Annotated in this window: 20 protein-coding genes and 1 pseudogene; 4 read left to right on the top strand and 17 right to left on the bottom strand. The window is 71.9% G+C overall.

Translation table 11 applies throughout. From position 1 onward, the window contains the following. Positions 1–221: 221 nt before the first annotated feature. The 10 genes from MFF58_RS28650 to MFF58_RS28695 form a co-directional block, all read right to left on the bottom strand. The gene (locus MFF58_RS28650) at positions 222–1,025 is read right to left on the bottom strand and encodes an MBL fold metallo-hydrolase (protein ID WP_238293257.1); all 804 of its coding nucleotides are present in this window, start codon (positions 1,023–1,025) and stop codon (positions 222–224) included. A 23-nt stretch (positions 1,026–1,048) separates the two neighbouring features. Beyond that, on the bottom strand, positions 1,049–1,849 hold the full coding sequence (locus MFF58_RS28655; protein ID WP_238293259.1) for a TatD family hydrolase: 801 nt from the start codon (positions 1,847–1,849) through the stop codon (positions 1,049–1,051). 15 nt (positions 1,850–1,864) lie between these two features. After that, positions 1,865–3,442 carry a methionine--tRNA ligase gene (gene metG, locus MFF58_RS28660; RefSeq protein WP_238293261.1) on the bottom strand — a complete coding sequence of 526 codons (1,578 nt, stop codon included), beginning with the start codon at positions 3,440–3,442 and terminating at the stop codon, positions 1,865–1,867. Positions 3,443–3,770: 328 nt separating this feature from the next. Further along, entirely contained in the window at positions 3,771–6,704 is a 2,934-nt protein-coding gene (locus MFF58_RS28665; RefSeq protein ID WP_279603035.1) for a PAS domain S-box protein, read from the bottom strand. 269 nt (positions 6,705–6,973) lie between these two features. Beyond that, positions 6,974–8,041 (bottom strand): DNA polymerase III subunit delta', encoded by a 1,068-nt coding sequence (locus MFF58_RS28670; RefSeq protein WP_238293265.1) that lies wholly within the window; start codon positions 8,039–8,041, stop codon positions 6,974–6,976. Positions 8,042–8,240: 199 nt separating this feature from the next. Continuing rightward, positions 8,241–8,957, bottom strand: coding sequence for a dTMP kinase (tmk, locus tag MFF58_RS28675; RefSeq protein WP_238293268.1), 717 nt, complete (start codon positions 8,955–8,957; stop codon positions 8,241–8,243). Positions 8,958–8,967: 10 nt separating this feature from the next. After that, positions 8,968–10,200, bottom strand: coding sequence for a D-alanyl-D-alanine carboxypeptidase family protein (locus tag MFF58_RS28680; RefSeq protein ID WP_238293269.1), 1,233 nt, complete (start codon positions 10,198–10,200; stop codon positions 8,968–8,970). A 158-nt stretch (positions 10,201–10,358) separates the two neighbouring features. Next, positions 10,359–11,762, bottom strand: coding sequence for a septal ring lytic transglycosylase RlpA family protein (locus MFF58_RS28685; protein ID WP_238293293.1), 1,404 nt, complete (start codon positions 11,760–11,762; stop codon positions 10,359–10,361). Between the two features lie 577 nt (positions 11,763–12,339). Further along, positions 12,340–12,660: a ribbon-helix-helix domain-containing protein gene (locus MFF58_RS28690; RefSeq protein WP_238293271.1), complete on the bottom strand. Its 321-nt coding sequence runs from the start codon at positions 12,658–12,660 to the stop codon at positions 12,340–12,342. Beyond that, a complete protein-coding gene (locus MFF58_RS28695; protein WP_010686460.1) occupies positions 12,644–13,291 on the bottom strand; it encodes a division plane positioning ATPase MipZ in 648 nt (215 codons plus the stop codon). The genes MFF58_RS28690 and MFF58_RS28695 overlap by 17 nt, the downstream gene beginning before the upstream one ends. A 372-nt stretch (positions 13,292–13,663) precedes the next feature. Here MFF58_RS28695 and MFF58_RS28700 point away from each other — a divergent pair, with 372 nt between their 5' ends. Beyond that, entirely contained in the window at positions 13,664–14,224 is a 561-nt protein-coding gene (locus tag MFF58_RS28700) for a PAS domain-containing protein (protein ID WP_238293274.1), read from the top strand. Between the two features lie 83 nt (positions 14,225–14,307). Continuing rightward, a complete protein-coding gene (locus tag MFF58_RS28705) occupies positions 14,308–15,945 on the top strand; it encodes an acyl-CoA synthetase (protein WP_238293276.1) in 1,638 nt (545 codons plus the stop codon). Positions 15,946–16,012: 67 nt separating this feature from the next. Here the strand turns inward: MFF58_RS28705 and MFF58_RS28710 are convergent, their stop codons facing one another. Continuing rightward, a complete protein-coding gene (locus tag MFF58_RS28710; protein WP_238293278.1) occupies positions 16,013–16,204 on the bottom strand; it encodes a hypothetical protein in 192 nt (63 codons plus the stop codon). A gap of 308 nt (positions 16,205–16,512) precedes the next feature. Here MFF58_RS28710 and MFF58_RS28715 point away from each other — a divergent pair, with 308 nt between their 5' ends. After that, entirely contained in the window at positions 16,513–17,868 is a 1,356-nt protein-coding gene (locus tag MFF58_RS28715; protein WP_238293280.1) for an alpha/beta hydrolase, read from the top strand. Between the two features lie 329 nt (positions 17,869–18,197). Continuing rightward, positions 18,198–20,450 carry a TonB-dependent siderophore receptor gene (locus MFF58_RS28720; protein WP_238293282.1) on the top strand — a complete coding sequence of 751 codons (2,253 nt, stop codon included), beginning with the start codon at positions 18,198–18,200 and terminating at the stop codon, positions 20,448–20,450. Positions 20,451–20,588: 138 nt separating this feature from the next. Here MFF58_RS28720 and MFF58_RS28725 read toward each other — a convergent pair whose 3' ends face one another. The 6 genes and pseudogenes from MFF58_RS28725 to MFF58_RS28750 all read right to left on the bottom strand — a co-directional run. Beyond that, positions 20,589–22,133, bottom strand: coding sequence for a PhnE/PtxC family ABC transporter permease (locus tag MFF58_RS28725; RefSeq protein ID WP_238293284.1), 1,545 nt, complete (start codon positions 22,131–22,133; stop codon positions 20,589–20,591). Continuing rightward, a complete protein-coding gene (locus MFF58_RS28730) occupies positions 22,133–22,813 on the bottom strand; it encodes an ATP-binding cassette domain-containing protein (RefSeq protein WP_238293286.1) in 681 nt (226 codons plus the stop codon). Before MFF58_RS28730 ends, MFF58_RS28725 begins: the two co-directional genes overlap by 1 nt. A gap of 5 nt (positions 22,814–22,818) precedes the next feature. Beyond that, positions 22,819–23,709 (bottom strand): putative selenate ABC transporter substrate-binding protein, encoded by an 891-nt coding sequence (locus MFF58_RS28735; protein WP_238293288.1) that lies wholly within the window; start codon positions 23,707–23,709, stop codon positions 22,819–22,821. Positions 23,710–23,891: 182 nt separating this feature from the next. Next, the gene (locus tag MFF58_RS28740; protein WP_238293290.1) at positions 23,892–24,113 is read right to left on the bottom strand and encodes a hypothetical protein; all 222 of its coding nucleotides are present in this window, start codon (positions 24,111–24,113) and stop codon (positions 23,892–23,894) included. Positions 24,114–24,159: 46 nt separating this feature from the next. Continuing rightward, the gene (locus tag MFF58_RS28745) at positions 24,160–25,566 is read right to left on the bottom strand and encodes an adenylate/guanylate cyclase domain-containing protein (protein WP_238293291.1); all 1,407 of its coding nucleotides are present in this window, start codon (positions 25,564–25,566) and stop codon (positions 24,160–24,162) included. Positions 25,567–25,592: 26 nt separating this feature from the next. After that, positions 25,593–26,061, bottom strand: a pseudogene (locus MFF58_RS28750) (GTPase HflX); the annotation flags it as partial.

Consider the following 26,061-nt stretch of genomic DNA (forward strand, 5'->3'; position numbering starts at 1 on the left):
CAGGCAAACAGAGGACCACCCGGCTACTTCGCCGGCCAGTCCCGCCGCTTGTCAGAAGATGGCTCAGCGCCCGGTCCACTTCCGCGGCCGGCGCCGATGAACCGGGGTATACGGCCGACGTTCCCCGCCGTCAACAGGCTTGTTCGCCGGGGAGCCGATTTTCTTGGACTCCGGCGACGACAGGTGTGTGACGCCCGATTCGCCCCCGCCCCCGGCCGCCCTCAGGCGTCGAGCCTCAGGCTCATCCCGTCATAGGCCGGCACCACCCCGGCGGGCAGGCGACCCGCCAGGGCCGCGTAGTCGAGATCGGTGTGCAGGTTGGTGAGCACGGCGCGGCGCGGTCGGACCGTACGGATCAGCGCGAGTGCGTCCGAGACGGAGAAATGCGTGGGATGCGGCGTGTCCCGCAGGGCGTCGATGATCAGCAGGTCGAGGCCGTGCAGCCGGGCGAGGCTCGCCTCCGGGATCAGGCTGACGTCGGGCATGTAGGCCGCGTCGCCGAAGCGGAAGCCCAGGGCCGCCTCGTTGCCGTGCTCCACCGGGAGGGCTTCCACGGTGATCGGCCCCCCCTCCCCGTCCACGCTCAGGTCGCGGTCCAGGGTCAGGTCGCGCAGATCGAGGATTGGCGGATAGGCGCTGCCGGGGGGCGTCTCGAAGCAGTAGCCGAACCGGGTCGTGAGCAACCCGCGGGTCACGGCGTCGGCGTAGACCGGGATGCGCGCCCGCATGGCGATCACCAGCGGGCGCAGGTCGTCGATCCCGTGGGTGTGGTCGGCATGGGCGTGGGTGTAGAGCACCGCGTCGAGTCGGGTCACGGCGGCGTCGATGAGCTGCTCGCGCAGGTCCGGGGAGGTGTCGACCAGTAGCGTGGTCCGCCCAGCCCCGGAGGCGCGCTCGACCAGGATCGAGCAGCGCCGCCGGCGGTTGCGCGGCTCCTCCGGATCGCAGGCACCCCAGCCGCTGCCGACCCGCGGCACCCCGCCCGAGGAGCCGCAGCCGAGGATGCGCAGGGTCAGGCTCACCATCCGGATCTCCCGCTCCTCACGCGTCACGCGGCGCCCGGAGGCGTTCCGGCGGCCTTGTCGAACAGCGCGAAGAAATTCGCCGTCGTGATCCGGGCGAAATCCTCGGCCGGCAGCTCCAGGGTCTCGGCCAGCGACCGGGCGGTGTCGGCCGTGTAGGCCGGCTCGTTGGTCCGCCCCCGGTGGGGCTCGGGGGCCAGGAACGGCGCGTCGGTCTCCACCAGGATCCGGTCGAGGGGCACGCTCCGCGCGATGGCGCGCAGGTCGTGCGAGCGCCGGAAGGTGACGATGCCGGAGAAGGACACGAAGAGCCCCAGCTCCAGCCCGGCCTCGGCCAGCCGCTTCCCCGAGGAGAAGCAGTGCAGCACGGCCCGGAACGGCGCCCGGCCCATCTCGTCGGCGAGCACGCGCTCCATGTGGTCGTCGGCATCGCGGGCGTGGATCACCAGCGGAAGGCCGGCGCGGCGCGCGGCCTCGATATGGGCGCGCAGCACCCGCTCCTGCACGGCCTCGGGGGCGGCGTCGGCGTAGTGGTAGTCGAGCCCGGCCTCGCCGATCCCGACGCAGCGCGCGTTGGCCCTGGCGAGGGCGGCGATCGTCTCGGCGGCGACGTCCGGCTCCTCGGCGGCGCCGTGGGGATGGGTGCCGATCGTGTACCAGACCTCCGGATGGGCCTCGGCGATCGCCCGGTAGGTGTCGGCCTTGGCGACCCGGGTGGCGATCGTGAGCATGCCGGTGACGCCCGCCGACCTGGCGCGGGCGATCACGCCCGGGAGGTCGGCGGCGAAGTCCGGGAAGTCGAGATGGCAGTGGCTGTCGATGAGCATCGGGTCTCGGGGCCGTCAGGCTGCCGGAGCTTCGGGGCGCTCGAAGCGCGGGAAGATCGGCGCGGGGGCGGGCAGCGCCGTGCCGGGCACGAGCCTTCCCCCCTCCCCCACAGCGGCGAGGCTGCGCCGGTCGGCCGGCACCGCCAGCAGGTCGAGGAGCTTGGCCGCCGCCCCCGGCACGAAGGGCTGGGTCAGGATGCCGAAGACGCGCAGGGATTCCAGCGTCGTGTAGAGCACCGCGTTCATCCGCGCCGGGTCGGACTTGCGCAAGCGCCACGGCTCCTGGGCGGCGAAGTAGCGGTTGGCCTCGGCCACCACGGCCCAGATCTCCGCCAGGACGGTGTGGAGCGCCAGCTCGCCCATGAGCGCCCGGGCCCGCTCCGGCAGGGCGTCGGCCTGGGCCAGCAGGGCCCTGTCCGCGTCGTCCAGGCTGCCCGGATCCGGCACCGCGCCGTCGCAGTTCTTGGCGACCATCGAGAGCGAGCGCTGGGCGAGGTTGCCGAGGTCGTTGGCGAGATCGGCGTTGATCCGGCCGATGATCGCCTCGTGGCTGTAGCTGCCGTCGCCGCCGAACGGCACCTCGCGCAGCACGAAGTAGCGCACCGGGTCGACCCCGTAGGTGTCGGCGAGCTCGAACGGGTCGAGGACGTTGCCCAGCGACTTCGACATCTTCTCGCCCTTGGAGAGCAGGAAGCCGTGGCCGAAGACGCGCTTGGGCAGGGGCAGCCCGGCCGACATCAGGAAGGCCGGCCAGTAGACCGCGTGGAACCGGACGATGTCCTTGCCGATCACGTGCAGATCCATCGGCCAGAACTTGTTTTGCGGACTCTCCGCGTCGGGGAAGCCGGTGACCGTCAGGTAGTTGGTCAGGGCGTCGACCCACACGTACATGACGTGGTTCGGATGGCCGGGCACCGGCACGCCCCAGTCGAAATTGGTGCGGCTGACCGAGAGGTCCTTGAGGCCGGAGCGCACGAAGCTCGCCACCTCGTTCTTCCGCGTTTCCGGCCCGATGAAGCCGGGCTGCTCGTCGTAGAGCCTGAGCAACCGGTCCTGGTAGGCGGAGAGGCGGAACAGGAAGTTCTCCTCCTCCATCCACACCACGGGCGTGTCGGTGGCGAGGCTGCGGCGGCTGCCATCCTCGAGGAGCCGCGTCTCGGACGCGTCGTAGTAGGCCTCGTCTCGGACCGAGTACCAGCCGGCATACTTGTCGAGATAGATGTCGCCCCTGGCCTCCATCCGCCGCCAGATCGCCTGGGCGGCTTCGTAATGGCCGGGCTCGGTGGTGCGGATGAAGCGGTCGTAGGCGCAGTCCATCCGGTCGGCCATGGCCTGGAACCGGGCGGCGGTGCCGTCGACGTAAGCGCGCGGGGTGGTGCCGGCCCGGGTCGCGGCCTGCTGGATCTTCAGGCCGTGCTCGTCGGTCCCGGTGGAGAACAGCACGTCGTAGCCGTCGAGCCGGTGGAAGCGCGCGATGGCGTCGGCGGCGATCACCTCGTAGGCGTGGCCGATATGGGGCGCGCCGTTGGGGTAGGAGATCGCGGTCGAGAGACCGAAGGTCTTTCGGGGGTTCGCCGGGGCGTTGGACGTCACGTCTGTGGTGTTCCGGATCATCGCGATAGGCTGCCCGCGTTGTCGCGCGGCAGCGGCCGCGACGCAACCGCCGCAAGGCCGGCGGGCGGCACCATCCCGCCGGCCAGTGCCGCCCGCCACGCCGTGAAAGCGTCGGGGGCCTGGCGCGGACGGGACACGCGGGACGAGCGCGCGGGATCTCGCGGGACCCCTATGGCGGCCGCGGACGCGCCGGATCCGGTTCCCCCGGGGCTCGCGACCGCCGTTGGGTAGCGCCCCCGGCTCCTGCCGTCCGTCGCGTCGCGGCATCGATGCGCCGGGACGCAACGCGCCGGGACGCAACGCGGCGTCAGGAGCGCCGTGCCTGTTCCCGTCCTGCCTCGATCATCGAACGGATCCGGGCGGCCATGCTCTCGATCGCGAAGGGCTTGGTCAGCACCGCCATGCCGGGCGAGAGATGCCCGTTCCCGAGGATGGCGTTCTCGGCGTAGCCGGTGATGAACAGCACCTTCAGGCCGGGCCGGGCGACGCGCGCCGCATCCGCCATCTGACGGCCGTTCATGCCGCCGGGCAGGCCGACATCCGTGATCAGCAGGTCGATGCGCACGTCGGACTGCAGGACCCTCAGGCCCGCCGCACTGTCGCCGGCCTCGATGGCCGTGTAGCCGAGGTCTTCCAGGATGTCGGTGACGAGCATGCGCACCGTCGGCTCGTCATCGACGATCAGTACGGTCTCGCCCTGCTCGGAGCGCGGCAGGTCGGTGACGGGCACCACCCCCTCTTCGTCGGCGACTTCCCCGTAATGGCGGGGCAGGTAGATGCACACGGTCGTGCCCTGACCGACCTCCGAGTAGATGCGCACCTGCCCGCCGGATTGCTGCGCGAACCCGTAGATCATCGACAGGCCGAGCCCGGTGCCCTCCCCGATGGGTTTGGTCGTGAAGAACGGCTCGAAGACCCGCGCCATCACCTCCGGGGCCATGCCGGTTCCGGTGTCGGTCACGCAGACCGACAGGTATTGCCCTTCCGGCATGTCGTGCTGGCGGGCGGCCCGCTCGTCCATCCACTTGTTGGCTGTCTCGATGATGATCCGGCCCCCGTCCGGCATCGCGTCCCTGGCGTTGATGCAGAGGTTGAGCAGGGCGTTCTCCAGCTGCGAGGGGTCGACCAGGGCCGGCCAGACGCCCGTCGCGCCGACCACCTCGATCGGGATCGCCGGTCCCACGGTGCGCTGGATCAGCTCCTGCATGTCCGCGGCGAGCCGGTTCACGTTGGTCGGCTTCGGATCCAGCGTCTGGCGACGCGAGAACGCGAGAAGACGGTGGGTCAGCGCGGCGGCGCGCTTGGCCGCGCCCTGCGCCGCCGTCATGTAGCGGTCCACGTCCGTGAGCCGGCCCTGCTGCATGCGCGTTTGCATCAGCTCGAGCGAGCCCGAGATGCCCGCCAGCAGGTTGTTGAAATCGTGGGCCAAGCCGCCGGTCAACTGGCCGACGGCCTCCATCTTCTGTGACTGGCGCAGCGCCTCCTCGGCCGTCTCGCGCCGCGCGATCTCCTCGGCGACACGCTGCTCCAGGGTCGCATTGAACGCGTCGAACGAGGCCTTGACGCGCAGCTCCTCCTCGATGTTGCGCGCCTCGATCACGGTCCCGATGGCCTGGCCATGCTCGTCGCGGATCGGGCTCGCCGTGAAGCCGACCGGGTAGAAGGAGCCGTCCCTGTGCACGAACACCTCCTCGCCCTGCTCCTGATTGTTCTCAGGGAAGGCTTGGTCGATGGGGCACTCGCAGAGCGGATAGGGGGACCCGTCCGGGCGCGTGTGATGCACGATGTCGTGGAGGACGCGACCTTGCGTCTCCGCCAGGGTGTAGCCGGTGAGGCGCTCGGCGGCCGCGTTCATGTAACTGCAGTACTGGCGCTCATCCATCAGGAAGATCGCCTGCGTCGTGTTGTTGAGGATCGCGTCCAGCCGGCGCGACGTCTCGGCGAGGCGCTCCTCGGCCGTCTTGCGATCGTGGATGTCGACGACCGAGCCGATGTAGCCGAGGAAACTGCCCTCCTCGTCGAGGCGGGGTTGAGCGGCGTCGATGAACCAGCGGTACTGCCCGTCGGCACCCTTCAGGCGGTATTCGACCCTGAACGGCTCGCGCCGGGCGTTGGCCGCCAGGAACGCCTCCCCGGACCAGCCGCGATCGTCCGGATGGACGGCGTCGAGCCAGCCGAGCCCGAGCCCCTCGGCCTCGGCCTGTCCGGTATACGCGTACCAGAGCCGATTGAGATAGGTGCAGCAACCGTCCGGATCGGTCACCCACATCATGACCGGGGCATGGTCGGCCATGTTGCGGAAGCGCCTCTCGCTCTCGCGCAGCGCCTGCTCCGTTCGCTTGCGCGCGGTGATGTCGATGGCGGTCCCGATCACGCGGAGGCAGCGGTTCTCCGCGTCGAACATCCCCCGGCCCTTGGCGGCGACCCATCGGACGACGCCGTCCTCCTTGCCGACGGCGCGATACTCGACGTCGTAGACGGCGCGCTTGGCCGGATCGAGGGCCGCGGAGAAGGCGGCACGGCTCGCCTCACGGTCGTCCGGATGGAGACCGGAATAGAAGTCGGCCATCGTGACCGGCACGTCCGGCGAGATGCCGAACATCGCCTTCACGCGCGGGGGCCAGAAGAGCGTGTCGTTGAGGCAATCGACGTCCCAGAGGCCGATCTCGGCCGCTTCCGTCGCGAGCGGCAGGGCCATCTCGCTGTAGCGCAGGCGTTCCGTGTTGGCCGCCTGCTCGGCCACGAGTGCGGCGTTCTCGCCTTGCAAACGCGCCAGTCCGACCGAGTCGGCGGTGACGTCGTACTGGCTCGCGAAGAAGTAGGCGACCTCGCCGCCGGCGTCCTTGACGGGTGCGAGTAGCAGTTGGTTCCAGAAGGTCGTGCCGTCCTTGCGGTAGTTGAGGATCGCGATCTCGATCTTCTCCCGGGCCGCCACGGCGGTGCGGATGCGGGCGACAGCGTCCGGATTGGTGGCCGGGCCCTGCAGGAAGCGGCAGTTGCGCCCGATGATCTCGTCGTGGGCGTACCCGGTGAGGCGGCAGAAGGCGTCGTTGACGAAGATGATGGGATTGTCGGGCTGGCGGGGGTCGGTGACGATCATCGGCATGCGCGTGGCACGCGCCGCGGCCGCGAACGGGTCGGTGATGTCCGCTCCTCCAGCGATCTCCGAGAGGATGCGATCCGTATCGCGACGGACAGCCTCGGCGGTCGTCGGTGACGAGGATGGTCGGTTCTCATGCATTGTGCGCCCGGCTGTAGCAGACCGAGCCGCAGGCTCAACATGCGGGGCCGGGCCGCTTTGATGAATCCGCTCGGCGCAGGCTCACGCGAGGCCGCGCGCGTCGGCTCGAGGCTCCGAACGGTCGAAGACGGGCCGTCCGGCGTGGCGACGGCGCGAGCCCGCGCCGGATCGTCGGCTTCCCGTTCCGAGCCGGTCCTGAGCGGCGGCCGACCCGTGAGCGTTTCCGGGACGCGGCGGCGACCGTCCCGCCTTCGGCCTCTCCGGCGCGCCTACCCGACCTCCGCTAGGTCCCCGAACAGCGACAGCACCACCGGGCGCCGGTCGAGGTTGTAGGTCGCGGCCTCCCGGGCGGCGCGGCCGAACCGGTCGGCGACCTCCACCAGGGCGGCGAGCCGGGCGGGCGGCTCGTCCCGGCGCCGGTCGATCTCGCCCGAGACGAAGCGCAGCACCGCGTCTTGGGCGGCCTCGAACCGGGCCTCCGCGTCCCGGCCCGCCAGGGTCTCGGCGAGCTTGAGCACCCGGCCCCAGTCGGGATCGCGCGCCCGCGCCAGCAGGGTCTCGATCTCCGCCACGAGGCCGGCCGTGACCGGGTCGAGCATCGCCAGCGCCCGGGCGACCGAGCCCTCGCACTGGGCGACCGCCCGGGCGAGGGCCGCCGCCTCGGGCTGCGGGAACGGCGCGGGCAGGCCGCGCACCACCCGGGCGACGTCCTCGGCCGGCAGCGGGCGCAGCATCAGAGCCCGGCAGCGGGAGCGGATCGTCGGCAGCAGCCGGCCGGGCTGGTGGGACAGGATCAGGAACAGGGCGCGCGGCGGCGGCTCCTCCAGAACCTTGAGCAGGGCGTTGGCCGCGTTGGCGTTGAGATCCTCGGCGCTGTCGAGGATGCAGACCCGCCAGCCGGAATCCGTGGCGGTCGTGGCGAACAGGTCGAGGGCCCGGCGGACCATGTCGACCGAGATCTTGGTCGGCAGCGCCTTCGTGGGGGCGGTCTTGGCGCCGGCGGCCTTGTGGCGGCGCAGGACCACGAGGTTCGGATGCGACAGGCCCGCGACCTTGCCGATGACGGGATCGCCCGCCGGCAGGTCGAGCCCGGCCGGGCCGCCCCCGCCGGGATGGGCGAGCAGGCGGCGCGCGACCCGGTAGGCGAGCGTCGCCTTGCCGATCCCGGGGGCACCGCCGATCAGCCACGCGTGGTGAAGGCGGCCCGCCGCGATCGCGGCCGCGAAGGCCTCCGCGGCGGCGGCGTGGCCGATGAGCGCCAGGGTCTCGCGCGGACGCGGAATGCCCGGCAGGTCCCCGGGCTCGACATCGTCGGCGCCGCGGTCGATCGGCTTCATGGCGCGTCCCCCCTGCGAATTCCGGTCCCTCCGGCGCCCCCCGGAGCCGCTGCTTACAAGGATAGGCCGGTGGCGCCCACAGCTTCAGGGCCGGTTTCCCGCCGGTGTCCCGCCCGTCTCGGTCCGGCATTGCCCGGCACTCGACCCTGACAACGCTCCCGTCCAACCGTCGTCGGGGTTCGCCGGCGCGGGCGCGCCCTCACGCCGCATCGCCGCGGATGCCCTCGCCCGGCGGCAACTCCGGCAGCAGGTCCGGCAGCCTGGACGCGACGGCGTCACGGATCGCCGCCTCGACCGCGTCGGGATCGCGGCCGGCGTCGATCACCGCGCAGCGCGCCGGCTCGGCCCGGGCGATCGCGAGGAACGCGTCCCGCAACCGCACGTGGAATCCGAGGGCCTCGGCCTCGAACCGGTCGGCCTTCTGCCCGGCCCCGCGCGCGGTCGCGCGGGCGAGGCCGGCCTCGGGGGGCAGGTCGAGGATCAGGGTCAGGTCCGGTCGGGTCGGGCCGACGACGACCCGCTCCAGGGCGGCGATGACCCCCGGATCGAGGCCCCCCGCGGCGCCCTGATAAGCCCGGGTCGAATCGATGAAGCGGTCGCACAGCACGGTCTCGCCCCGCTGAAGCGCCGGGCGGATCAGCCGGTCGAGGTGGTCGATCCGGGCGGCGCTGAACAGCAGGGCCTCGGCGAAGGGTCCGTAGGGCTTGGCGACGCCGTCCAGCAGCGCCGCGCGGATCTCCTCGGCCCGCGGCGAGCCGCCGGGCTCGCGGGTCACGCACGCGCCCCGGCCGGACCGGGCGCGCAGGGTTGCGGCGAGGCGGGCGACCTGGGTCGACTTGCCGGCCCCCTCCCCGCCCTCGAAGGTGATGAAGGCGCCGCGCGCCGGCGCGGGATCCTCGAACCGCGGCACGATCACGCGCGCGCCGTCACGACGGGTTGGCCGCCCCGGCAGCACCCTTGTCGGACCCCTTGTCGGACCCCTTGCCGGCCCGGTCGAGGGCCTTGCGGACGAGGCCGCTGCCGAATTCCAGCGCCGCATCCATGGCCCGCTGCGGCAGCGTGCCGGGCTCCACCGCGGCGCCCGCGTAGAGCGGCTGGTCGAGGGCGACCGTCTCGCCCCGCTGGATGCGCAGGGCGCCGACCCGCTGGCCCTCCTCCACGGGGGCGACGAGCGGCCCGGTATAGATCACCTTGGCGCTGACCCGGTCGCTGGAGCCGCGCGGCAGCAGCACCCGCACCGGCTTCTTGGCCACGAGGGGCACGGAACCGGCCTGCCCGCCGAACACCGAGGCCTCCGCCACCGTCTCGCCCGGCGCGAAGACCTGCCGGGGCTCGAAGGCGCGAAACCCCCATTCCATCAGCTTGCGCGCCTCGGCGGCGCGGTCCCGGGCGGTCTTGAGGCCCGAGACCACCAGGATCAGGCGCTGGCCGTTCTGCACCGCCGAGCCGGTGAGCGCGTAGCCGGATTCCTCCAAGTAGCCGGTCTTGAGCCCGTCCGCACCGATGTCGAGGGCCAGAAGCGGGTTGCGGTTCTGCTGGCGGATCTTGTTCCAGGTGAACTCCTTCTCGGAGAAGATCTTGTAGTAGTCCGGATAGGTGTCGATGATGTGGAGCGCGAGCTTCGCCATGTCCCGGGCGGTGACCTTCTGGTCGGGCGCCGCGTAGCCGGTGGCGTTGCGGAAGGTCGAGTTCGCCAGCCCGATCTCCTTGGCGCGCTGGTTCATCAGCCCCGCGAAGGCCTCCTCGGACCCGGCCATGTTCTCCGCGATGGTGATCGCCGCGTCGTTGCCCGACTGGACGATCAGGCCGCGCAGCAGGTCCGCCATCTTGATGCGGCTGTTGACCTGCGCGAACATCGACGAGCCGCCGCCACCCGCTCCGCCGCGCTTCCACGCGTCCTCGGTGACGGTGAACTCCGTATCCATCGACAGGCGGCCGGATTTCAGCGCCTCGAACACGATGTCGGTCGTCATCAGCTTGGCCATGCTGGCCGGCGAGAACCGCTCGTCGGCGGCCTTCTCGAACAGGACGGAGCCGGAATCGGCGTCGACCAGGATGGCGTGCGGGGCCGCGGTCTGGAAGCCCTGCGCGGCGGCGCCGGCGAGGCCCGCCCCGAGCGCGCAGGCGGCCGCGAGAAGGGTGAGAAAGGTTCTGCGCATCACCGTCGCGTCCCACGCCTGTCGACCGGCCGAGGAAACCCCGACCGTATCCGGAAAACAAGCGTGACCATATTACGGTTTCGGCGCAGGATCGAATGCGAAATGCCGCATTGAGGGCGGGGCCCAGGCTGTTCGGGCGGCTCGGGCCGCGGCTCCCGTCAGTAGATACCGGCCAGGCGGGCGTGCCCCGCGCCGGCGGGGGCCGCCATCCGCGCAGGCGTGCCGGCAACCGACGCAGCGACCTTGGACGCACCGGCCTTGACCCCAGCGATCTTGGGCGCGCCGGCCTGGGCGGCCGCGGCCGCATGGGATGCGGGCGCGGCGAGGCGCGCCATGGCGAGCTTGGCGGAGGCCGGCATCGCCGCGGGGGCCGTCCTCACAGGCTGGCCCTGAGCGACCTGAACCCTGGCAGGCTGCATCGTGGCGCGTTGCGCGGGGCCGGGCGCCGGGACCGGCCGTCGCGCGGCCTCGGCGAGGACGGTATGTCCTGCAGCCTCCAGGCCGGGAGCCGTCCGCGCTGTGGCCTTCGCGACGATCTTCCCGGCGGCCGCGGTCCCGTGGCCCTGGGGCGTGGCCTGGGTCAGGGCCGGGTTGAGCCCCGCCACCTTCGCGCCACCCCCCTGTAGACCTGCACCCTTCAGGCCCGTGTCCCGGGCCGCGGCGACCTGCATGGGGGCCGGGCGGAAGTCGCGCACGCGCGGCGCCGTGGGCTGCACCGCCGCCGGGACCGACACGGCGGCTGCGGCGAGCACGATCGGCGCGCGCGCTGGCGCCGGCCGCTCGGGGCGGCTGGCCGGGGTCTCGACAGGCTCCTCGCGCTCTAGAACTCTGTCCTGCGCGGGCTTGAAGGCGAGCGGCGCGGGGCCGGAGCGCGCGTAGCGTTCAGTCTCCTCGGATGGGCCGAGATCGGCCACCATCACGGCCGAGCGGCCGGCCGGACGCCCGTCGGTCCGCAGGCTGGCCAAGAGCTTGCGGTCGTCGCTGCCGGCGACCGAGGCCTTGCCGGCGTACTCGACGCGCACCCGCGCGGTACCCTGGCGGTGGAAGCCCAGGGCCTCCGCCGCCTCCTCCGAGACGTCCATGACGCGGCCGGCATGGTAGGGGCCGCGGTCGTTGACGCGCACCACCATCGAGTAGCCGTTGTCGAGGTTGGTCACCCGGGCGTAGCTCGGCAGCGGCAGGGTGGGATGGGCGGCCGCGATCGAGTGGCGGTCGAACACCTCGCCGTTGGCGGTCATGCGGCCGTGGAAGGCGGAGCCGTACCAGGAGGCGAGGCCCTCACGGACGTAGCCGCTCGGGTTCTCCTTGGGCACGTAGGTCTGGCCGGCGACCACGTAGGGCTTGCCGGTGTAGCGGCGCCCGCCCCCCTTCGGGATCACGTCGCCCTCATTGTAGAGGCGCGGGCTCGCCTTCACGCCGTATTTCGGATCGACGCCGTTGCCGGCGGCGGCGAGCTTCTGCTGAGGCGCGGTGGCGCAGTTGGCGGTGGCCAGGGCCACGCCCGAGACTGCGATGAGCCGCAGGGCGAGGCGCGCCGGCCGGGAAAGCGTCGTGCGCACCATCGTGGGGTTCACCAAACTCTACGCATCACCGAGGCCCGCACCGGGCCGGATCCGGCCGCGCCAAGGAAGGCGCGATCGGTCCACCCAGAATTGTAGCGGTCGCGTAAAGGAAGGCTGAACGACGCCGGCCGCCGGTGTTCAGGCGCCGGGCTGCAGGCCGCCGCAGATCTCGAGCGATGCTTGAACGAAGGTCCGCAAACCGCTGCCTGGAAACATTAAATTTCACAAAGCAGGTGGGATTGGCGTCCGCCCCTCGCAAAGCAAGCGAATCGACCGATCGGCTCCGACGTGGCGTCCGGATGAGCGCGGGTGCCCCACCGGCGGGTCACGGGGCGTACACGCTGAAGAGGCGACGCCCCGCCGGGCGATGCACCCCGCCGTCCCTCCGCCGCGCCGCGGCGCCTCGGGACCGGGGGCGGACGGGCCCTCCGTTTTCGCGAGCCGGCCCGGCATCGGCATCGCGTCCCGTGTCGCGACGGAGGATTCACACCGACCGGGCCCGCAGGGGCTCTCGGATCCCCATCGACCGCAGCGCCGACGATGGCCGCCGGCACGCCTTCGACGAACGGGGCCGCCGTCAGCGGGCCTGCGTGTCGGTGAGCTGCGCGATGGACTGGGCGCCGCGCTGCTTAAACAGCAGGTCGAGACCCTCCAGCATCAGCGCGTGCATCTTGGTCCGCTCGGCGTAGGCGAGGTCCCGGAGCTGCTCGTAGACCGGCGGCTCCAGGTACACCGACATCTGGCGGGCCCGCTGCTTCAGCGTGGCGGCGGGCTTCGGTGGCGGCGGGGCGAGGGCCAGCGACACGATCTCGGCGCCCTGCGGCCGGAGGGGTGCCTTCGCGGGCGGGTTCGCCGAGGCCACGATCGCCGCGAGGCTGAGCTTAGGCGGCTTGGACATGCTGACCCGTCCTCAGGGACTGCGTGCGGCGCTCGATCCACGACCAGAGGCGGCGGACCTCCCCGGCCGCTTGGCCCTTGGGGTTGAACTCGGTGACGCCCTGGCCGAGGCCGATGGCGTCCTGGTGGTCGGTCCGGGACACGATGTTCACGTCCGGCAGGATGCCGAGCACCGCCAGGCCGTCCGCGGCGTCGCGGACCCGGTAGGAGCGCGGCGGGGTCTGGTTCAGCACGAAGGCGAACTTCTTCTCCAGCCGGTAGACGGCCGCCAGCGTCGGCTTGAACGCCCGCAGGTCCGCGGGCGTCGGCCGGCACGGGATGATGCACAGGTCCGCCGCCCGGATCGCCGACAGCGTGCCGGTGGAATCGACCCCCGGCGTGTCGATGAACACGAAATCGTAGGCGGAATCGCGCAGGCGCTCCATCACGGCGTCGATCTGCGTGGCGTCGATCTGCGCCACCTCCGGACCGTCGGCAGTGCGGTGGTCGAGCCAGTCGGAGATGGTGGCCTGCCGGTCCATCTCCAGGATGCAGACCGTGTGGCCCGCCTCCCGGGCGGCCACCGCCAGGGAGATGCACAGCGTGCTCTTGCCGCTGCCACCCTTCTGCGTAACGAAGGTGATCGCTTTCATCCTGGGCGTCCTCCAGAAGGCCCCGCGCATCCGTCCGGGCGCCCGCCGCGCCCGGTCATCGCGCCCGCGGGCCAACCTCAGGTCCCGGGATGCGCGGCCTGCCGCGATCCTGTGACCCAAGGATGCCCCGGCACACGCTGCCGCCGACATGGTTAACGACTCGTTAAGATCGCACCGCGCCCCGGACCGGCCGATCCGGGTGGCAGCCGGGGCAGGCATCTAAACTTCAGGTTAAGACTTTTGGCATAGAATGGGTTAACAGCCTTTCCAGCGCCGCATAGATGCCTTAGCCTGGAGACGGCTGGCATGAGGAGCTTGTCGGAGGTGAATACCTCAGGTTTAAAAAATTTGGATGTCCCGGCGAGGAATGGCATGGCCGAAGCCCCGATCCCGCAATCCATCCTCGAGGCCTCCGGCGTGGTCGGCACGTGGACGCACGATTACTGGGCCGGGCGGCTGGCGCTCTCGGCCACCTTCGCGGGGCTGCTCGGCCTCGATCCGGAGGCGGCGGCCAACGGCGTGTCCCTCGAGGCCTTCCTGGACCGCACCCATCCCGAGGACCGCATCCGCATCGAGAGCTACCTGCATGCCGTGGCCGAGACCGGCGGCCCGATGGAGGCGGAGTTCCGCACCCGCGACACGCGGGCCGGCATCCGCACGCTGCTGCTGCGCGGCCGGATCGAGCGCGACCCGGCCGGCGGTGCGACCCGCGGCCGGGGCATCGCCATCGACCGGACGGAGGAGCAGGCCGCCAACCTCGTGCAGAGCGAGCGCATGGTGAACCGGATGGCCGAGCACATCATCGCCCTGCGCGACCTCGCCCGCGCCCTGCGGCGGCCGGCGCTCACGGACCGGATCGAGCACCTGATGATCGAGATCGGCTTCGAACTCGCCCGCTTCCTGCCGGAGCCCGAGGACGAGCCGCGCCACTGAAGCGTTTCCGCGGGCCGCGCTCGATTGATCGCGCCCGCCCCGGCAAGCTACGGTCCCGGCACCACTTTGCCGGGAGGACGGGGATGGCCCGCGACACGATCTACGACCGCGACCTCGACCGCGTCCCGGCCAACCACCAGCCGCTGACCCCCCTGCTCTACCTCGACCGGGCCGCGCGGGTGTTCCCCGATCAGGTCGCGGTGGTCCACGGCACCCTGCGGCGGTCCTACCGGGAGCTCTACGCGCGGGCCCGCCGCCTCGCCTCGGCGCTGGCGGCGCGCGGGCTCGACCGCGGCGACACCGTGGCGGCGCTGCTGGCCAACACCCCCGAGATGATCGAGTGCCACTACGGGGTGCCGATGACCGGGGCGGTGCTCAACACCCTCAACACCCGCCTCGACGCCGACGCGATCCGCTTCTGCCTGGAGCACGGCGAGGCCAAGGTCCTGATCACCGACCGCGAATTCGCCAGGACGGCCGCCGCGGCGCTGGAGGGGCTGAGGGCGAAGCCCTTCGTCATCGACGTCGACGATCCGGATTACGACGGCCCCGGCGAACGCCTCGGCGAGACCGACTACGAGGCGTTCCTGGCGACCGGCGACGCGGAATACGACTGGCCGCTGCCCGGTGACGAGTGGGACGCGATCACGCTCAACTACACGTCGGGCACCACGGGCGACCCGAAGGGGGTGGTCTACCACCATCGCGGGGCGGCGCTGCTGGCACTCGGCAACGTCATCACGGGGGGGCTCGGGCAGCACCCGGTCTATCTCTGGACCCTGCCGATGTTCCACTGCAACGGCTGGTGCTTCCCCTGGACCCTCTCGATCGTGGCCGGGACCCATGTATGCCTGCGCCAGGTGCGCGCCGAGGCGATGTACCGGCTGATGGCCGAGCACGGGGTCACGCATCTCTGCGGCGCGCCGATCGTCATGCAGATGCTGATCAACGCCCCCGATTCGGAGCGCCGGGACCTGCCCCGGCGCGTGGCGTTCTTTACCGCCGCCGCGCCGCCGCCGGAGGCGGTGCTCGCCGGCATGTCGGAGGCCGGATTCGAGGTGACCCACCTGTACGGCCTGACCGAGAGCTACGGGCCGGCGGTGGTCAATGCCTGGCACGCCGACTGGGACGCCCTGGCGGCCGACCATCGGGCGGCTAGGAAGGCCCGCCAGGGCGTGCGCTACCCGGTGCTCGAGGCCCTCGACGTGCGCGATCCGGAGACGCTGGAGCCGGTGCCCGCCGACGGGGCGACGATCGGCGAGGTGATGATGCGCGGCAACGTGGTGATGCGCGGCTACCTCAAGAATCCCGCCGCCACGCAGGCTGCCTTCAAGGGCGGCTGGTTCCGCACCGGCGACCTCGGGGTGAAGCACCCGGACGGCTACGTCCAGCTCAAGGACCGCTCGAAGGACATCATCATCTCGGGAGGCGAGAACATCTCGTCGATCGAGGTCGAGGACGCCCTGTTCAAGCACCCGGCGGTGGCCGCGGCCGCGGTGGTGGCCAAGCCCGACGCGAAATGGGGCGAGACCCCCTGCGCCTTCGTCGAACTGAAAGCGGGCGCCACCCCCACGGCCGACGAACTGATCCAGTGGTGCCGGGGGCGGCTCGCGTCCTACAAGCTCCCCCGCCACGTGGTGTTCGGGGAACTGCCCAAGACCTCCACCGGCAAGGTGCAGAAGTATCTCCTGCGCGCACGGGCCCGGCAGGACGGAGCCTGATCCGCCGCACGTCCGAAGACCCGGCGGCTCCGGACGTCTGCGCTTCCCGCGCCCGGACGCGGGCCGATCAGGCCCGCGGGGGATCCCGCCGCTCGGCGCGCACCGGCACCGGCACCGGCACGGCCTTCGGGGCCGATCGCGCGTCGCGAAGGTCGGCCAGGACCCGCGCGAAGACCGCCTGGACCGCCATCAGGCTGAACAGGGCGATGGAGGCGACCAGGGCGGCGGAGACGAGGGTCTTGGCGGTTACGGGATCCACGGCTTGGAGTCCTTCGTTCGGTCCCGCCCGGGCTGTCAGGGCGAGGGCGCCGCTTCCGGCGCGCGTACCAAGCCAAGGTGGGTGCTGCGCCGCGCCCGCGCCAGCATCGCGGTTGTCGCGCCTGGCATGCGCGTGGGTCCGGGCTCGACCGGTGTCCGCCTCCCGCGGTGCGTCTGGCGCAGGGGCGCCGCGCCCGCGATGCACGCCGAGACGCGCAGAGCCGAACCGTGCAGCTTTCCCGGTTGGCGAGCGTTGCGTTTGCCGCAACAAGCGTCCGCGAGGAGCGGGGCGCATTCTGGAGAGACGGCATGGCCGGCAACGGCATCGCGAACGGCGCCCTCGCGGCGCTGCTCGTCGTTCACGGGGGTCTCCTGGCGATGGGGGCGGCGCGGGCTCAGGGCACGGTCCCGGCCCCGCTCCCGACCCAGGCGACGGCCCCGGCCCGACCCCCGTCCCTGCCGCCCGCACAGGAATCTTCACAGGCGTCTTCACAGGGGCCGGCGGCCGACGAGCCGGTGACCCGGGCAGGCTATTACTACATCGGCGGCCGCTACCAGAAGCTCGGCGACAAGACCGTCATGGTCGGCCAGATGTTCGTGCAGTCGCGCACCCCGGCCCGGATCACGCAGCCCTACCCGGTCGTGATGGTGCACGGGCTGGCCCAGACCGGCGTGAACTACCTCGCCACCGCGGACGGACGGCCGGGCTGGGTGCAGCGCTTCGTCGAGAGGGGCTATCAGGTCTACGTGGTCGATCAGGTCGGGCGCGGACGCTCGGGCACCAACCCGGAGGTCTACGGCCCCTACGACCGGCTGAGCACCCGCAGCCTGGAGCGGACCCACACGGCGCCGGAGGTCTACGACCTCTACCCGCAGGCCAAGCTCCACACCCGCTGGCCGGGCGGCCCCGGCGTGCAGGGCAACGCCGCCTTCGACCAGTTCTTCGCCAGTCAGGTCCCGTTCCTCGCCAACAGCCAGCAGACCGAGGAACTGGTCGATCCCGCCCTGATGGCGCTCCTGGAGAAGGTCGGACCCGCGATCCTGGTCACCCACGGTCAGGCGGCCCTGTTCGGTTGGGCGGCCTCGGATGCGCGGCCGGACCTCGTGAAGGCGCATGTCTCCGTCGAGCCGAACGGACCGCCCTTCTTCGACGTGCAGTTCCGCGGCGGCAGGGAGTTCTGGGAGAAGGCCGGGGATGGCCGCGCCCGCGCCTACGGGCTGACCCGGATGCCACTGACCTTCGAGCCGCCCGTCAAGGCGCCCGAGGACCTGATCGTGGTGCAGCAGGCCAAGGGTCCGGATACCAAGGGGCCTGATACCAAGGGTCCGGATACCAAGGGTCCGGATAACAGGGGCCCGGACGCCAAGGGGACGGACAGCAGGGGGGCGGACGGGCGGATCCGCTGCTGGCTGCAGGGCGAGCCCGTGCGGACCCTGCCGAACCTCGCCAAGGTGCCGGCCGTGGTGGTGACCGCGGAGGCCTCCTTCCACGCCACCTACGACGACTGCACGGTCGCCTTCCTGGCCCAGGCCGGCGCCAAGCCCGACGTGATCCGGCTGGCCGACCGGGGCCTGAACGGCAACGGCCACATGATGATGCTGGAGACCAACAGCGACGCCGTGGCGGATCTGCTGGCCGGCTGGCTCGCGGGCCGCGCGAAGTAGGCCGCCCGCCGGACATCGCGGCCGGCCCTGTCCACAGGGACGTTCCAGACGATCGCCGGAGGAGGGTCGGACGATCGCCGGACGATCCTGGACGCGCGGCCCGCCCTGCCCCGCGGGGCCGCCTCACCGGCACGTGTCGCGCTGGCAACACTCCTCGCCTTCCGCGCGAAGCCGCCTTGCGGTCGAGCCGGACCACCCGTACTCCGGGTTCTGGAAAGCTGAGTAATCACAGCACTTTAGCACAATTCTAAACTGCGGTGCAGCCCCGCCGGGCCTGATCCCGGCGCACGCGGTCGGCTGCCCGCGAGGTCGTACGGGGCACAGGTCCGATGAGAGCCGCTCACCCTTATCCAAGCGCCCTGCGCGCCCTTCTCGCCGGCGCCTCGCTCGCCGTCCTGGCGCAGGCCGCGCCGGGCTTCGCCCAGGATGCGGCGCCGCGCCGCGGGATCTCCAGCCCGCCGGCCGGCGGGAGCGTGCAGCTCGAGGAGCTCAGCGTCGAGAGCCGCGGCGGCGGTCCGGTCCCGGTGGCGCAGGCCGGCGCGGTCGCGCGGGCGGTGGAGAGCCCCACCGGCCCGATCGACGGCTTCGTGGCGAAGCGCTCGGCCACCGCCACCAAGACCAACACCCCGCTGATCGAGACGCCGCAATCGATCACGGTCGTGGGGCGCCAGCAGATCGACACGCAGAACGCCCAGACCCTGCAGCAGGCGACGCAGTACGTGGCCGGCACCTATGCGGGCACCTTCGGGGCCGACTCGCGCCTCGACTATTTCCAGCTGCGCGGCTTCGTGGCCAGCGATTACGGCCTCTACCGGGACGGCCTGCAGCTCCTGAACTACGGCTTCGCCTACTACCGGATCAACACCTTCGGGCTGGAGCGCGTCGAGGTGCTGCGCGGCCCCGCCGCGGTGCTGTTCGGCGCCGGCAATCCCGGCGGCCTGATCAACCAGGTCACCAAGCGCCCGACCGAGAACCCGTTCGGGCTGATCGAGGTCGGCGGCGGCTCCTTCGACCAGCGCTACGCCGCCTTCGACGTCGGCGGCCCGGCCGACCGGGAGGGCCACTGGTTCACCCGCCTGACCGGCTACGCCCGCAACGGCGGCACGCAGGTCCAGGGCGCGCCGGACGACAGCTATTACATCGCTCCGGCCTTCACCTATAAGCCGGACGGCGCGACCCGGTTCACGGTGCTGTCGAGCTTCCAGCACGACAACACGGCGGTGACCTCGAACTTCCTGCCCTATTTCGGCACGGTGAAGCCCACGGTGCTGGGCCTGCGCATCCCGCGCTCGCTCAACGTCGGCGATGCCGGCTTCAACACCTTCCGGCGCGACCAGGCGTTCATCGGCTACGAGTTCGAGCACGTCTTCGACGAGACCTGGGCGGTGCGCCAGAACGCCCGCTACGCCTTCGCGGAGAGCTACCAGAACTCTTATATCGGCCAGCTCGGCTACGCCGATCCCCAGCAGACGCAGCTCGCCCGCTACCTGTTCCGGGACCACGCCAAGGTCGCCCAGCTCGACGTCGACACCCAGGCCGAGGCCCGGTTCTTCGACGGCTTCTTCAAGCACGACTTCCTGATGGGCGTGGAGTACCGGAACTTCCAGATCCACGACAATCAAGCCTCGGGCTTTCCGGGCCCGAACCTGAATATCCTCGCGCCGTTCTACGGCCCGCAAGCGGTCTCGGCCTCGCCCTACCTGATCCAGGCGGATTCGTTCCAGCAGGTCGGGCTCTACTTCCAGGATCAGATCAAGCTGACGCCGGAGCTGAGCCTGATCCTCGGCGGCCGTCAGGACTTCGTCGACAACCGCGTCTACGACCGCCTGACGCCCGCCAACAGCAACGGCCGCAACGGCCGCAACGACAGCGCCTTCACCTACCGGGCTGCGGCGATCTACAATTTCGACTTCGGCCTCGCGCCGTACGTGATGTACTCGACCTCGTTCCAGCCGCTGATCGGCACCGACATCAACGGCCAGACCTTCAGGCCGGAGACGGGGGATCAGATCGAGGGCGGCGTCAAGTTCGAGCCGCCCGGCCAGGGCTACTTCCTGACGTTTGCCGGCTTCGACATTCACCGCAGCAACGTGCAGACCCCGAACCCGGCGAACACGCTGTTCCAGCAGCAGATCGGCGAGGTGCGCTCCACCGGCTTCGAGTCGCAGCTCGTGGCCAACCTGTTCGACGGCCTCAACGTCGTCGCCTCCTACACGGTCTTCGGGATCAACACCGTGCGGGGCAACCTCGACCAGATCGGGCGCGTGCCGGTCAACACCCCGGAGAACCTCGCCAACCTGTTCTTCGACTACACGATCCCGGCCGGCGACTGGCGCGGCTTCGGGTTCGGCGGCGGCGTGCGCTACATCGGGCGCTCGTTCGCCAACGTGGCCAACTCTCTGCGCCTGCCCGATTACGTGCTGTTCGACGCACAGGTGCACTACGATTACGAGAACTGGCGCTTCCAGGTGAACGCCACGAACCTCGCCGACCGGCGCTTCGTCTCGTCCTGCCAGGCGGAGAATTCCTGCTTCTACGGCGATGCCCGCCGGGTGCTCGCGAAGGTCAGCTACAAGTGGTGAGAGAGCCCGACATCGACCCCGTGGTTCCCCCTCCGCCGCAGGGGCTACGCGGTTCACACCGCGCGGGCCGAGGCGGCTGCTCTCGCACATCCTGAGGGGGCAGTCGGGGCGCGTGTTCCGACCGCACCCCTGCCCCTTTCACGGGGCCTCCGCCCCGGTGATCGGCTGCGGACCCGACAGTCTGGTCGGCAAGGCGTCGATCCGCAGGGACCGGCGTAAGGCGCGCGAGACGGCGTCGACCGCCACCGTCACCAGGGCGGTGGCGGCGATCAGGAGGGTGGCCACGTCGAGGCGCAATTCCGAGATCGCGGCGTCGACGTAGAAGCCCAGCGTCGTGACCCCCAGGATCCCGAAGATCGCGCTCTCCCGCAGGATCAGCTCCCAGCGGTAGAGCAGGTAGGCCAGGAATTGGCCGTAGAGGCGGGGCACGGTCTCGTAGGCGTAGAGGTCGAGGCCCCGCGGCGCGTCGGCGCGGTAGGGGATCGCGTCGGCGTGCCGGCCCATCAGGTAGGCGACGATCCCGGCATTGTGCAGCGCCAGCGCGAGGATCGCCGGCAGCATCGAGGGGCCGAGCAGTTGCAGGCCGACATAGGCGAGCATGTATTCCGGCGTGGAGCGCACCACCACCAGCAGCGCCCGCCCGAGGGGCCGCCCGAGGGGGCCGGCGAAGCGCCGCGCGGTGAGCGGGAACAGGACCAGGGCCCCGAGGGCGGTCGCCGCCAGGGCGATCTGCGCCAGGACCAGGGTCTGCGCGGTGCCGGGCAGGATCTGCTCGGTCAGGATCGGGCGCAGCCACGACCAGAGCCGCGCCCAGGTCTCGGGCTCGGCCAGGGGGGCGCCCCGGAGCGGCGCCGGCACGATGTCGTGGCCGAGGAAGCGCGCGAGGCTCGGGCCGATGGCCGCGCTGCCGACGGTCGGCGGCAGCGCCAGCGCGGCGCCCACCAGCAGGACCAGCAGGGTCCGGGCGCGCACCCAGAGCCGGCGCGTGCCGATCAGCGCGTAGAAGATCAGCAGCAGCGCCCCGGCCTCGGCGTAGCGGCCCTGGCGGAAGGCGGATTCGAAGGCGAAGCCCATGGTCGGCAGGCCGATGAAGCCGAGCACGAGGCTGGAGCGCAGGCCGCATTCCAGGCGATAGAGGGTGTAGTCGCGCATGCGCCCGGCCACCTCGGGCAGGCGGGCGTACAGGAAGGCCGAGACCGTGCCGGTGCCCGCCGGCAGGACCCGGACGGCCGCGAGGTCGGCCTCCTCGATCAGCTCGGCATAGACCTTGGCGCAGATGCCCGCGTAGGGCAGCGCGATGGCGAGCACGCCGGTGGTCGCCGAGAGCCCGAAGACCTGCATCAGGAGCAGCGCCCAGAACAGCTCGTGGACGGCGCGGACGGCCGCGCAGGCGAGCCGGACCGCGCGGGAGCGGGCGAAGGGCATCGCCAGCAGCAGGCCCGTCCCGGCGCCCAGCCCGACGCCGAGCACCGCGAAGGCCACCGTGTAGACGACGCTCCGGCCGTCCACGGCGAGGAGGTCGGGCCGGGTCAGACCGCCCAGCAGGCGGGAAAGGTCGGACCAGGGATGGAGCGTGGTGACCTGCAGGTCGGCCACGAGCAGGCCGGCGAGCGCGGCGGCCAGGAGCCAGCGGCTCACCGAAGCGTAGCCCGGCCGCGGCAGGAACGCGGCGCCGCGCCTCATCAGGCGGCCTCGTAGAAGGGGCTGAGGCGCGCCGGATCGAGGCCGGCGGAGGGCGCGTCGAGGACGATGCGGCCGGCCTCCAGCACGACGATCCGGTCGGTATGGGCGAGGGCCAGGGCGACGTCGTGCAGCGCCAGGATCAGGGTCTCGTGGCTGCGGGCCAGCTCGGCGAGGATCCGGCCGCCCTGCTGGCGATCCAGCGCCGAGACCGGCTCGTCGCCCACCAGGATCGGCCGGCCGTTGTAGAGGGCGCGGGCCACCGAGACGCGCTGCTGCTGGCCGCCCGACAGGGCCCCGGCCTTGGCCCAGAGCTGGTCGGCCAGCCCGACCCGGCCGAGGACATCCTCCACGGCGGCGACGTCGCGCCGCGCGGGGCGGACCAGGTTGCGGAGGTTGTGCAGGGTGGAGCGCCGGTCGAGACGGCCCATGTAGACGTTGTGGAACACCGAGAGCGGGCGCACCAGGGCGGCGGCCTGGGGCACCAGGGCCACCCGCTCGGGCGCCTGCCCGTGGATCAGGCCGATCAGGGTCGACTTGCCGGCCCCCGAGCGGCCCATCAGCGCGAGGCGCTCCCCCACCCGCACGGTCAGGTCGATGCCGGTGAGCACCGGGCGCCCGCCATAGGATGCCGCGGCGTCCGCGAGGACGATCGCCGCCGGGGATCCGGTCCCGCCCGCCACGGCGTTCAGTCCAGCAGGCCGGTGGAGCGGCCCACTGCGACGAGGGGCTCGTAGGCGGCGTTGCTCACGGGCACGAACTTCGACCGCCCGAACGGCTCCAGGATCGCCGGGTCGGTGACGCCGGTCAGGGCCGTCCGCAGCTTCTCGGTGAAGCCCGCGCCGTAGGTCTGCTCCACGTCGCCCCGCACGGTCCACTGGTAGTCGGGGAAGGTCGGGCTTTCCCAGATCACCGTGACGGCCGTCGGGTCGACCTTGCCGGCCTTGGTGTCGAGATCCCAGACCGAGTAGTCGACGGCGCCCACCGCAAAGGCGCCGGACTGGACCAGCTGGATCGTGCGGGTGTGGTCGCCGGAAAATCCGACCCGGGCGAAGACCTGCTCAGGGCTCTTCCCCGGAAAGGCCTGGCGGATGAAGTATTCCGGCATCAGCCGCCCGGAGGTCGAGGCGCGGGCGCCGAACGTGAAGGTCCTGTCCTGGATGTCCTTGGGGAAGTCCGCCCCGCGCTTCAGGCCGGTGGCGGCGTTGGCGATGATGTAGGTCTTGAACGCCGCGTCCTCGGCGCCCTGCGCGATCGCCTGGGAGCCCGGGACGGCCTTGCGGGCCTGCACGCCGGTGAAGCCGCCGAACCACGCGAGCTGCACCTGCCCGTTGGTGAAGGCGGTGACCGCCGCCGGGTAGCTCTTCACTGGGATGTAGCGCACCGGCACGCCGAGCTTGGCCTCCAGATAGGCCGCGACCCTGCCGAAGCGCTCGACCAGGCGGCTCTCGTCCTGGTCGGGGATGCCGGTGAAGACGAGGGGCGGGACCGCCCTGTCCTGCGCCTCCGCCGGAGCGGATGCGGCCAGCGCCGCGACGCATCCCAGGGCGAGCCGCCCCAACCGTCCCGATCCCAGCATCGATCCTCCGCGGTGCCGCGCCCGGCCCCGCGGGCGCGCAAACCGGGGCGGGCGTAGCAGAAGCCGCTGCGCCCGCCACCCTCCGGCACCACTGATCCCCGAAAACCGGCCGAACCGGAAGGGGTTTCCGATCCGGTCCGCGCACCGCGGCCGAAAACCGCCGGATCGGCAGGCCGACCGCCTCAGCGGTGATGATGGTGGCGATGGTGCCGGCGCATCCGGTGGGCGCGGTGCATCATCGTGCGCGACTCCATCCGGGCGTTGCGGTGCATGCCGCCGAAGCGGCCGTTGCCCTGCGCGGCGGCGTTCCGGTCGAGGCCGTCGCCGGGAGAGGCGAGGCCCGGGCTTGCGGCGCCGACGACGAGGCCGAGCGCGAGCGCCGCGCCGAGGATGATCTTGTTCATGGACCGAATGTCTTTCCGCGACCCTGCGCCGCGCCGACCGAACGGATTAAAGCCGGCCCGGTTCCGGCGTCGCCGCGGAGCGCGCCGCGGCATCCTGTGGCAGGTGGGGGATGTCCGGCCCCGCCCGACACGCGCGGGCGGGCGGCGGGGGCCGGCTCGGGGGCCGCTCCGCCGCGACGGCGAACAGGGTGAGCGATCCCGGCAGGGCCGCCTGCGGGACCGGCGCGGCCCGGATGCCGGCCGGCAGCGTTCCGCCGAACAAGTCCAGGAAGTCGCCCGAGGCCGCGACCTCGATCTCGGCGGCCTTGGCCTGCGCCTCGATCCGCGACAGGGCGTTCATCGCGGGACCCAGCACCGTGTACTCGGCCCGCACCCCGTCGTCGAAGACCCCGACCAGGAGGTCGCCCGCGTGCAGGGCGACCACGACCCGGACGGTGAACAGACCCTCGCGCGCCCGCGCGGCGTTTAGGGCGGCCATCCGCTGGCGGATCGACAGGGCGCAGGCCAGCGCCGCCCGCGCCTGCGCGTCGGGCCGGCCGATCACGAACTGCACGAGCACCGCGTCGCCGATGTACTTGTCGACGAGGCCGCCCTGCTCGGACACCGCCGCCTGGGCGGCCGCCCGGACGGCCAGCAGCGCCGCCACCATGGCTTCGGGCGGGTGCTCGCGGGAGAGCCGCGAGAAGCCGCGGATGTCGAGGATCATCAGGCAGGCGTGGCGCCGATGGATGCCGAGCCCGGAATCGCCGTCCTCGCCGGCGAGGTCGAGGGCGACCGTGTCGGGCACGAAGCGCGCGAGCTGGGTCCGCTCGTGTTCCATCCGCAGGGCGCGCGCCACCGCGGCGCGCAGGCGGGTCGTGCCGTCGACCACCAGGAGGCCCGCCGCCACGAAGGTGGCGAGCCCGGTCATCTGCGCAGTCGGGAAGGTGTCGGGGCTCGGGAACAGCTCCGGATAGAAGAGGCCGAACAGGGAGGCCGCGCTCCAGCAGACGGTGACCAGCCCGCAGAACAGCAGGGTCTGCGCCACCCGCATGCTGAGGCCGGTCTGGAGCAGGAGCAGGAAGGCGGGCAGGCGGCTCACCGCGTCGGCGCCGAGGCCGGCCCCGCCCCCGGCCAGCATGTGCTCGATGATGACGTAGACGGCGAGCCCGGCGTTGAGCAGGGTGCCGGCCCAGCTATAGGCGTTGGCCCGGGGGCCGCCGCCCCGCTCCCGCAGCCCGAACCAGACCGTGCCGAGGCCGTAGAGGCCGAGGATGAGCCAGTGGCTCAGGGCGTGCAGCGAGCCGTCATAGGCCTGGGCCGCCATCAGCAGCACCAGCACGATCACCACCCGCAGGCCGAGGAGGCGCAGGCCACCGCCGGCCTGCATGGCCCGCAGCACCGCCTCGTCGTCCGATCCCGGATCCGCCCTGCCCTCGGCCGGCGCCCAGGCGGGCAGCAGCGCGGAAGGCAACCGGTTTCCGAGGCCGTCCGGGGCCATCAACCGCCCCGGCCGAGGCGCCGGGCCGCCGCGAAGCGGTTGAGGAAGCGGGGCTCCTTCTCGGGGGCGATCCGGACCGCGAGGTGCAGGGTGCCGTCGGCCTCGGACCGACGGTCGAGGATCTCGGCGTTCTCGTAGAGCCAGTTGAGCGCCGCCCCGTCCTCCGGCGGCAGGGCCACCGCGAAGCTCGCCCGGTTGCGCCCGATCCGGGCCTCGATCCGGGCCGACAGGGCCGCGAGCCCCTCCCCGGTCACCGCCGAGACCAGGACCGGCGCGGCGCTGTCGCGGTCGTTGCGGGCCTTGGCCTGGCCGCTGAGGTTCAGGAGCCGGTTGCGCTCGTCGTCGTCGAGGAGGTCGGCCTTGTTCCAGACCTCGATGATCCGGTCGGCGCTGGTCTCGATCCCGAGTTCGCGCAGGACCTCGCCGACATCCTCGGCCTGGGCCTCGGAATCGACGTGGGAGACGTCG

The sequence above is a fragment of the Methylobacterium longum genome (genome assembly GCF_022179385.1).
Lineage (GTDB): Bacteria > Pseudomonadota > Alphaproteobacteria > Rhizobiales > Beijerinckiaceae > Methylobacterium > Methylobacterium longum.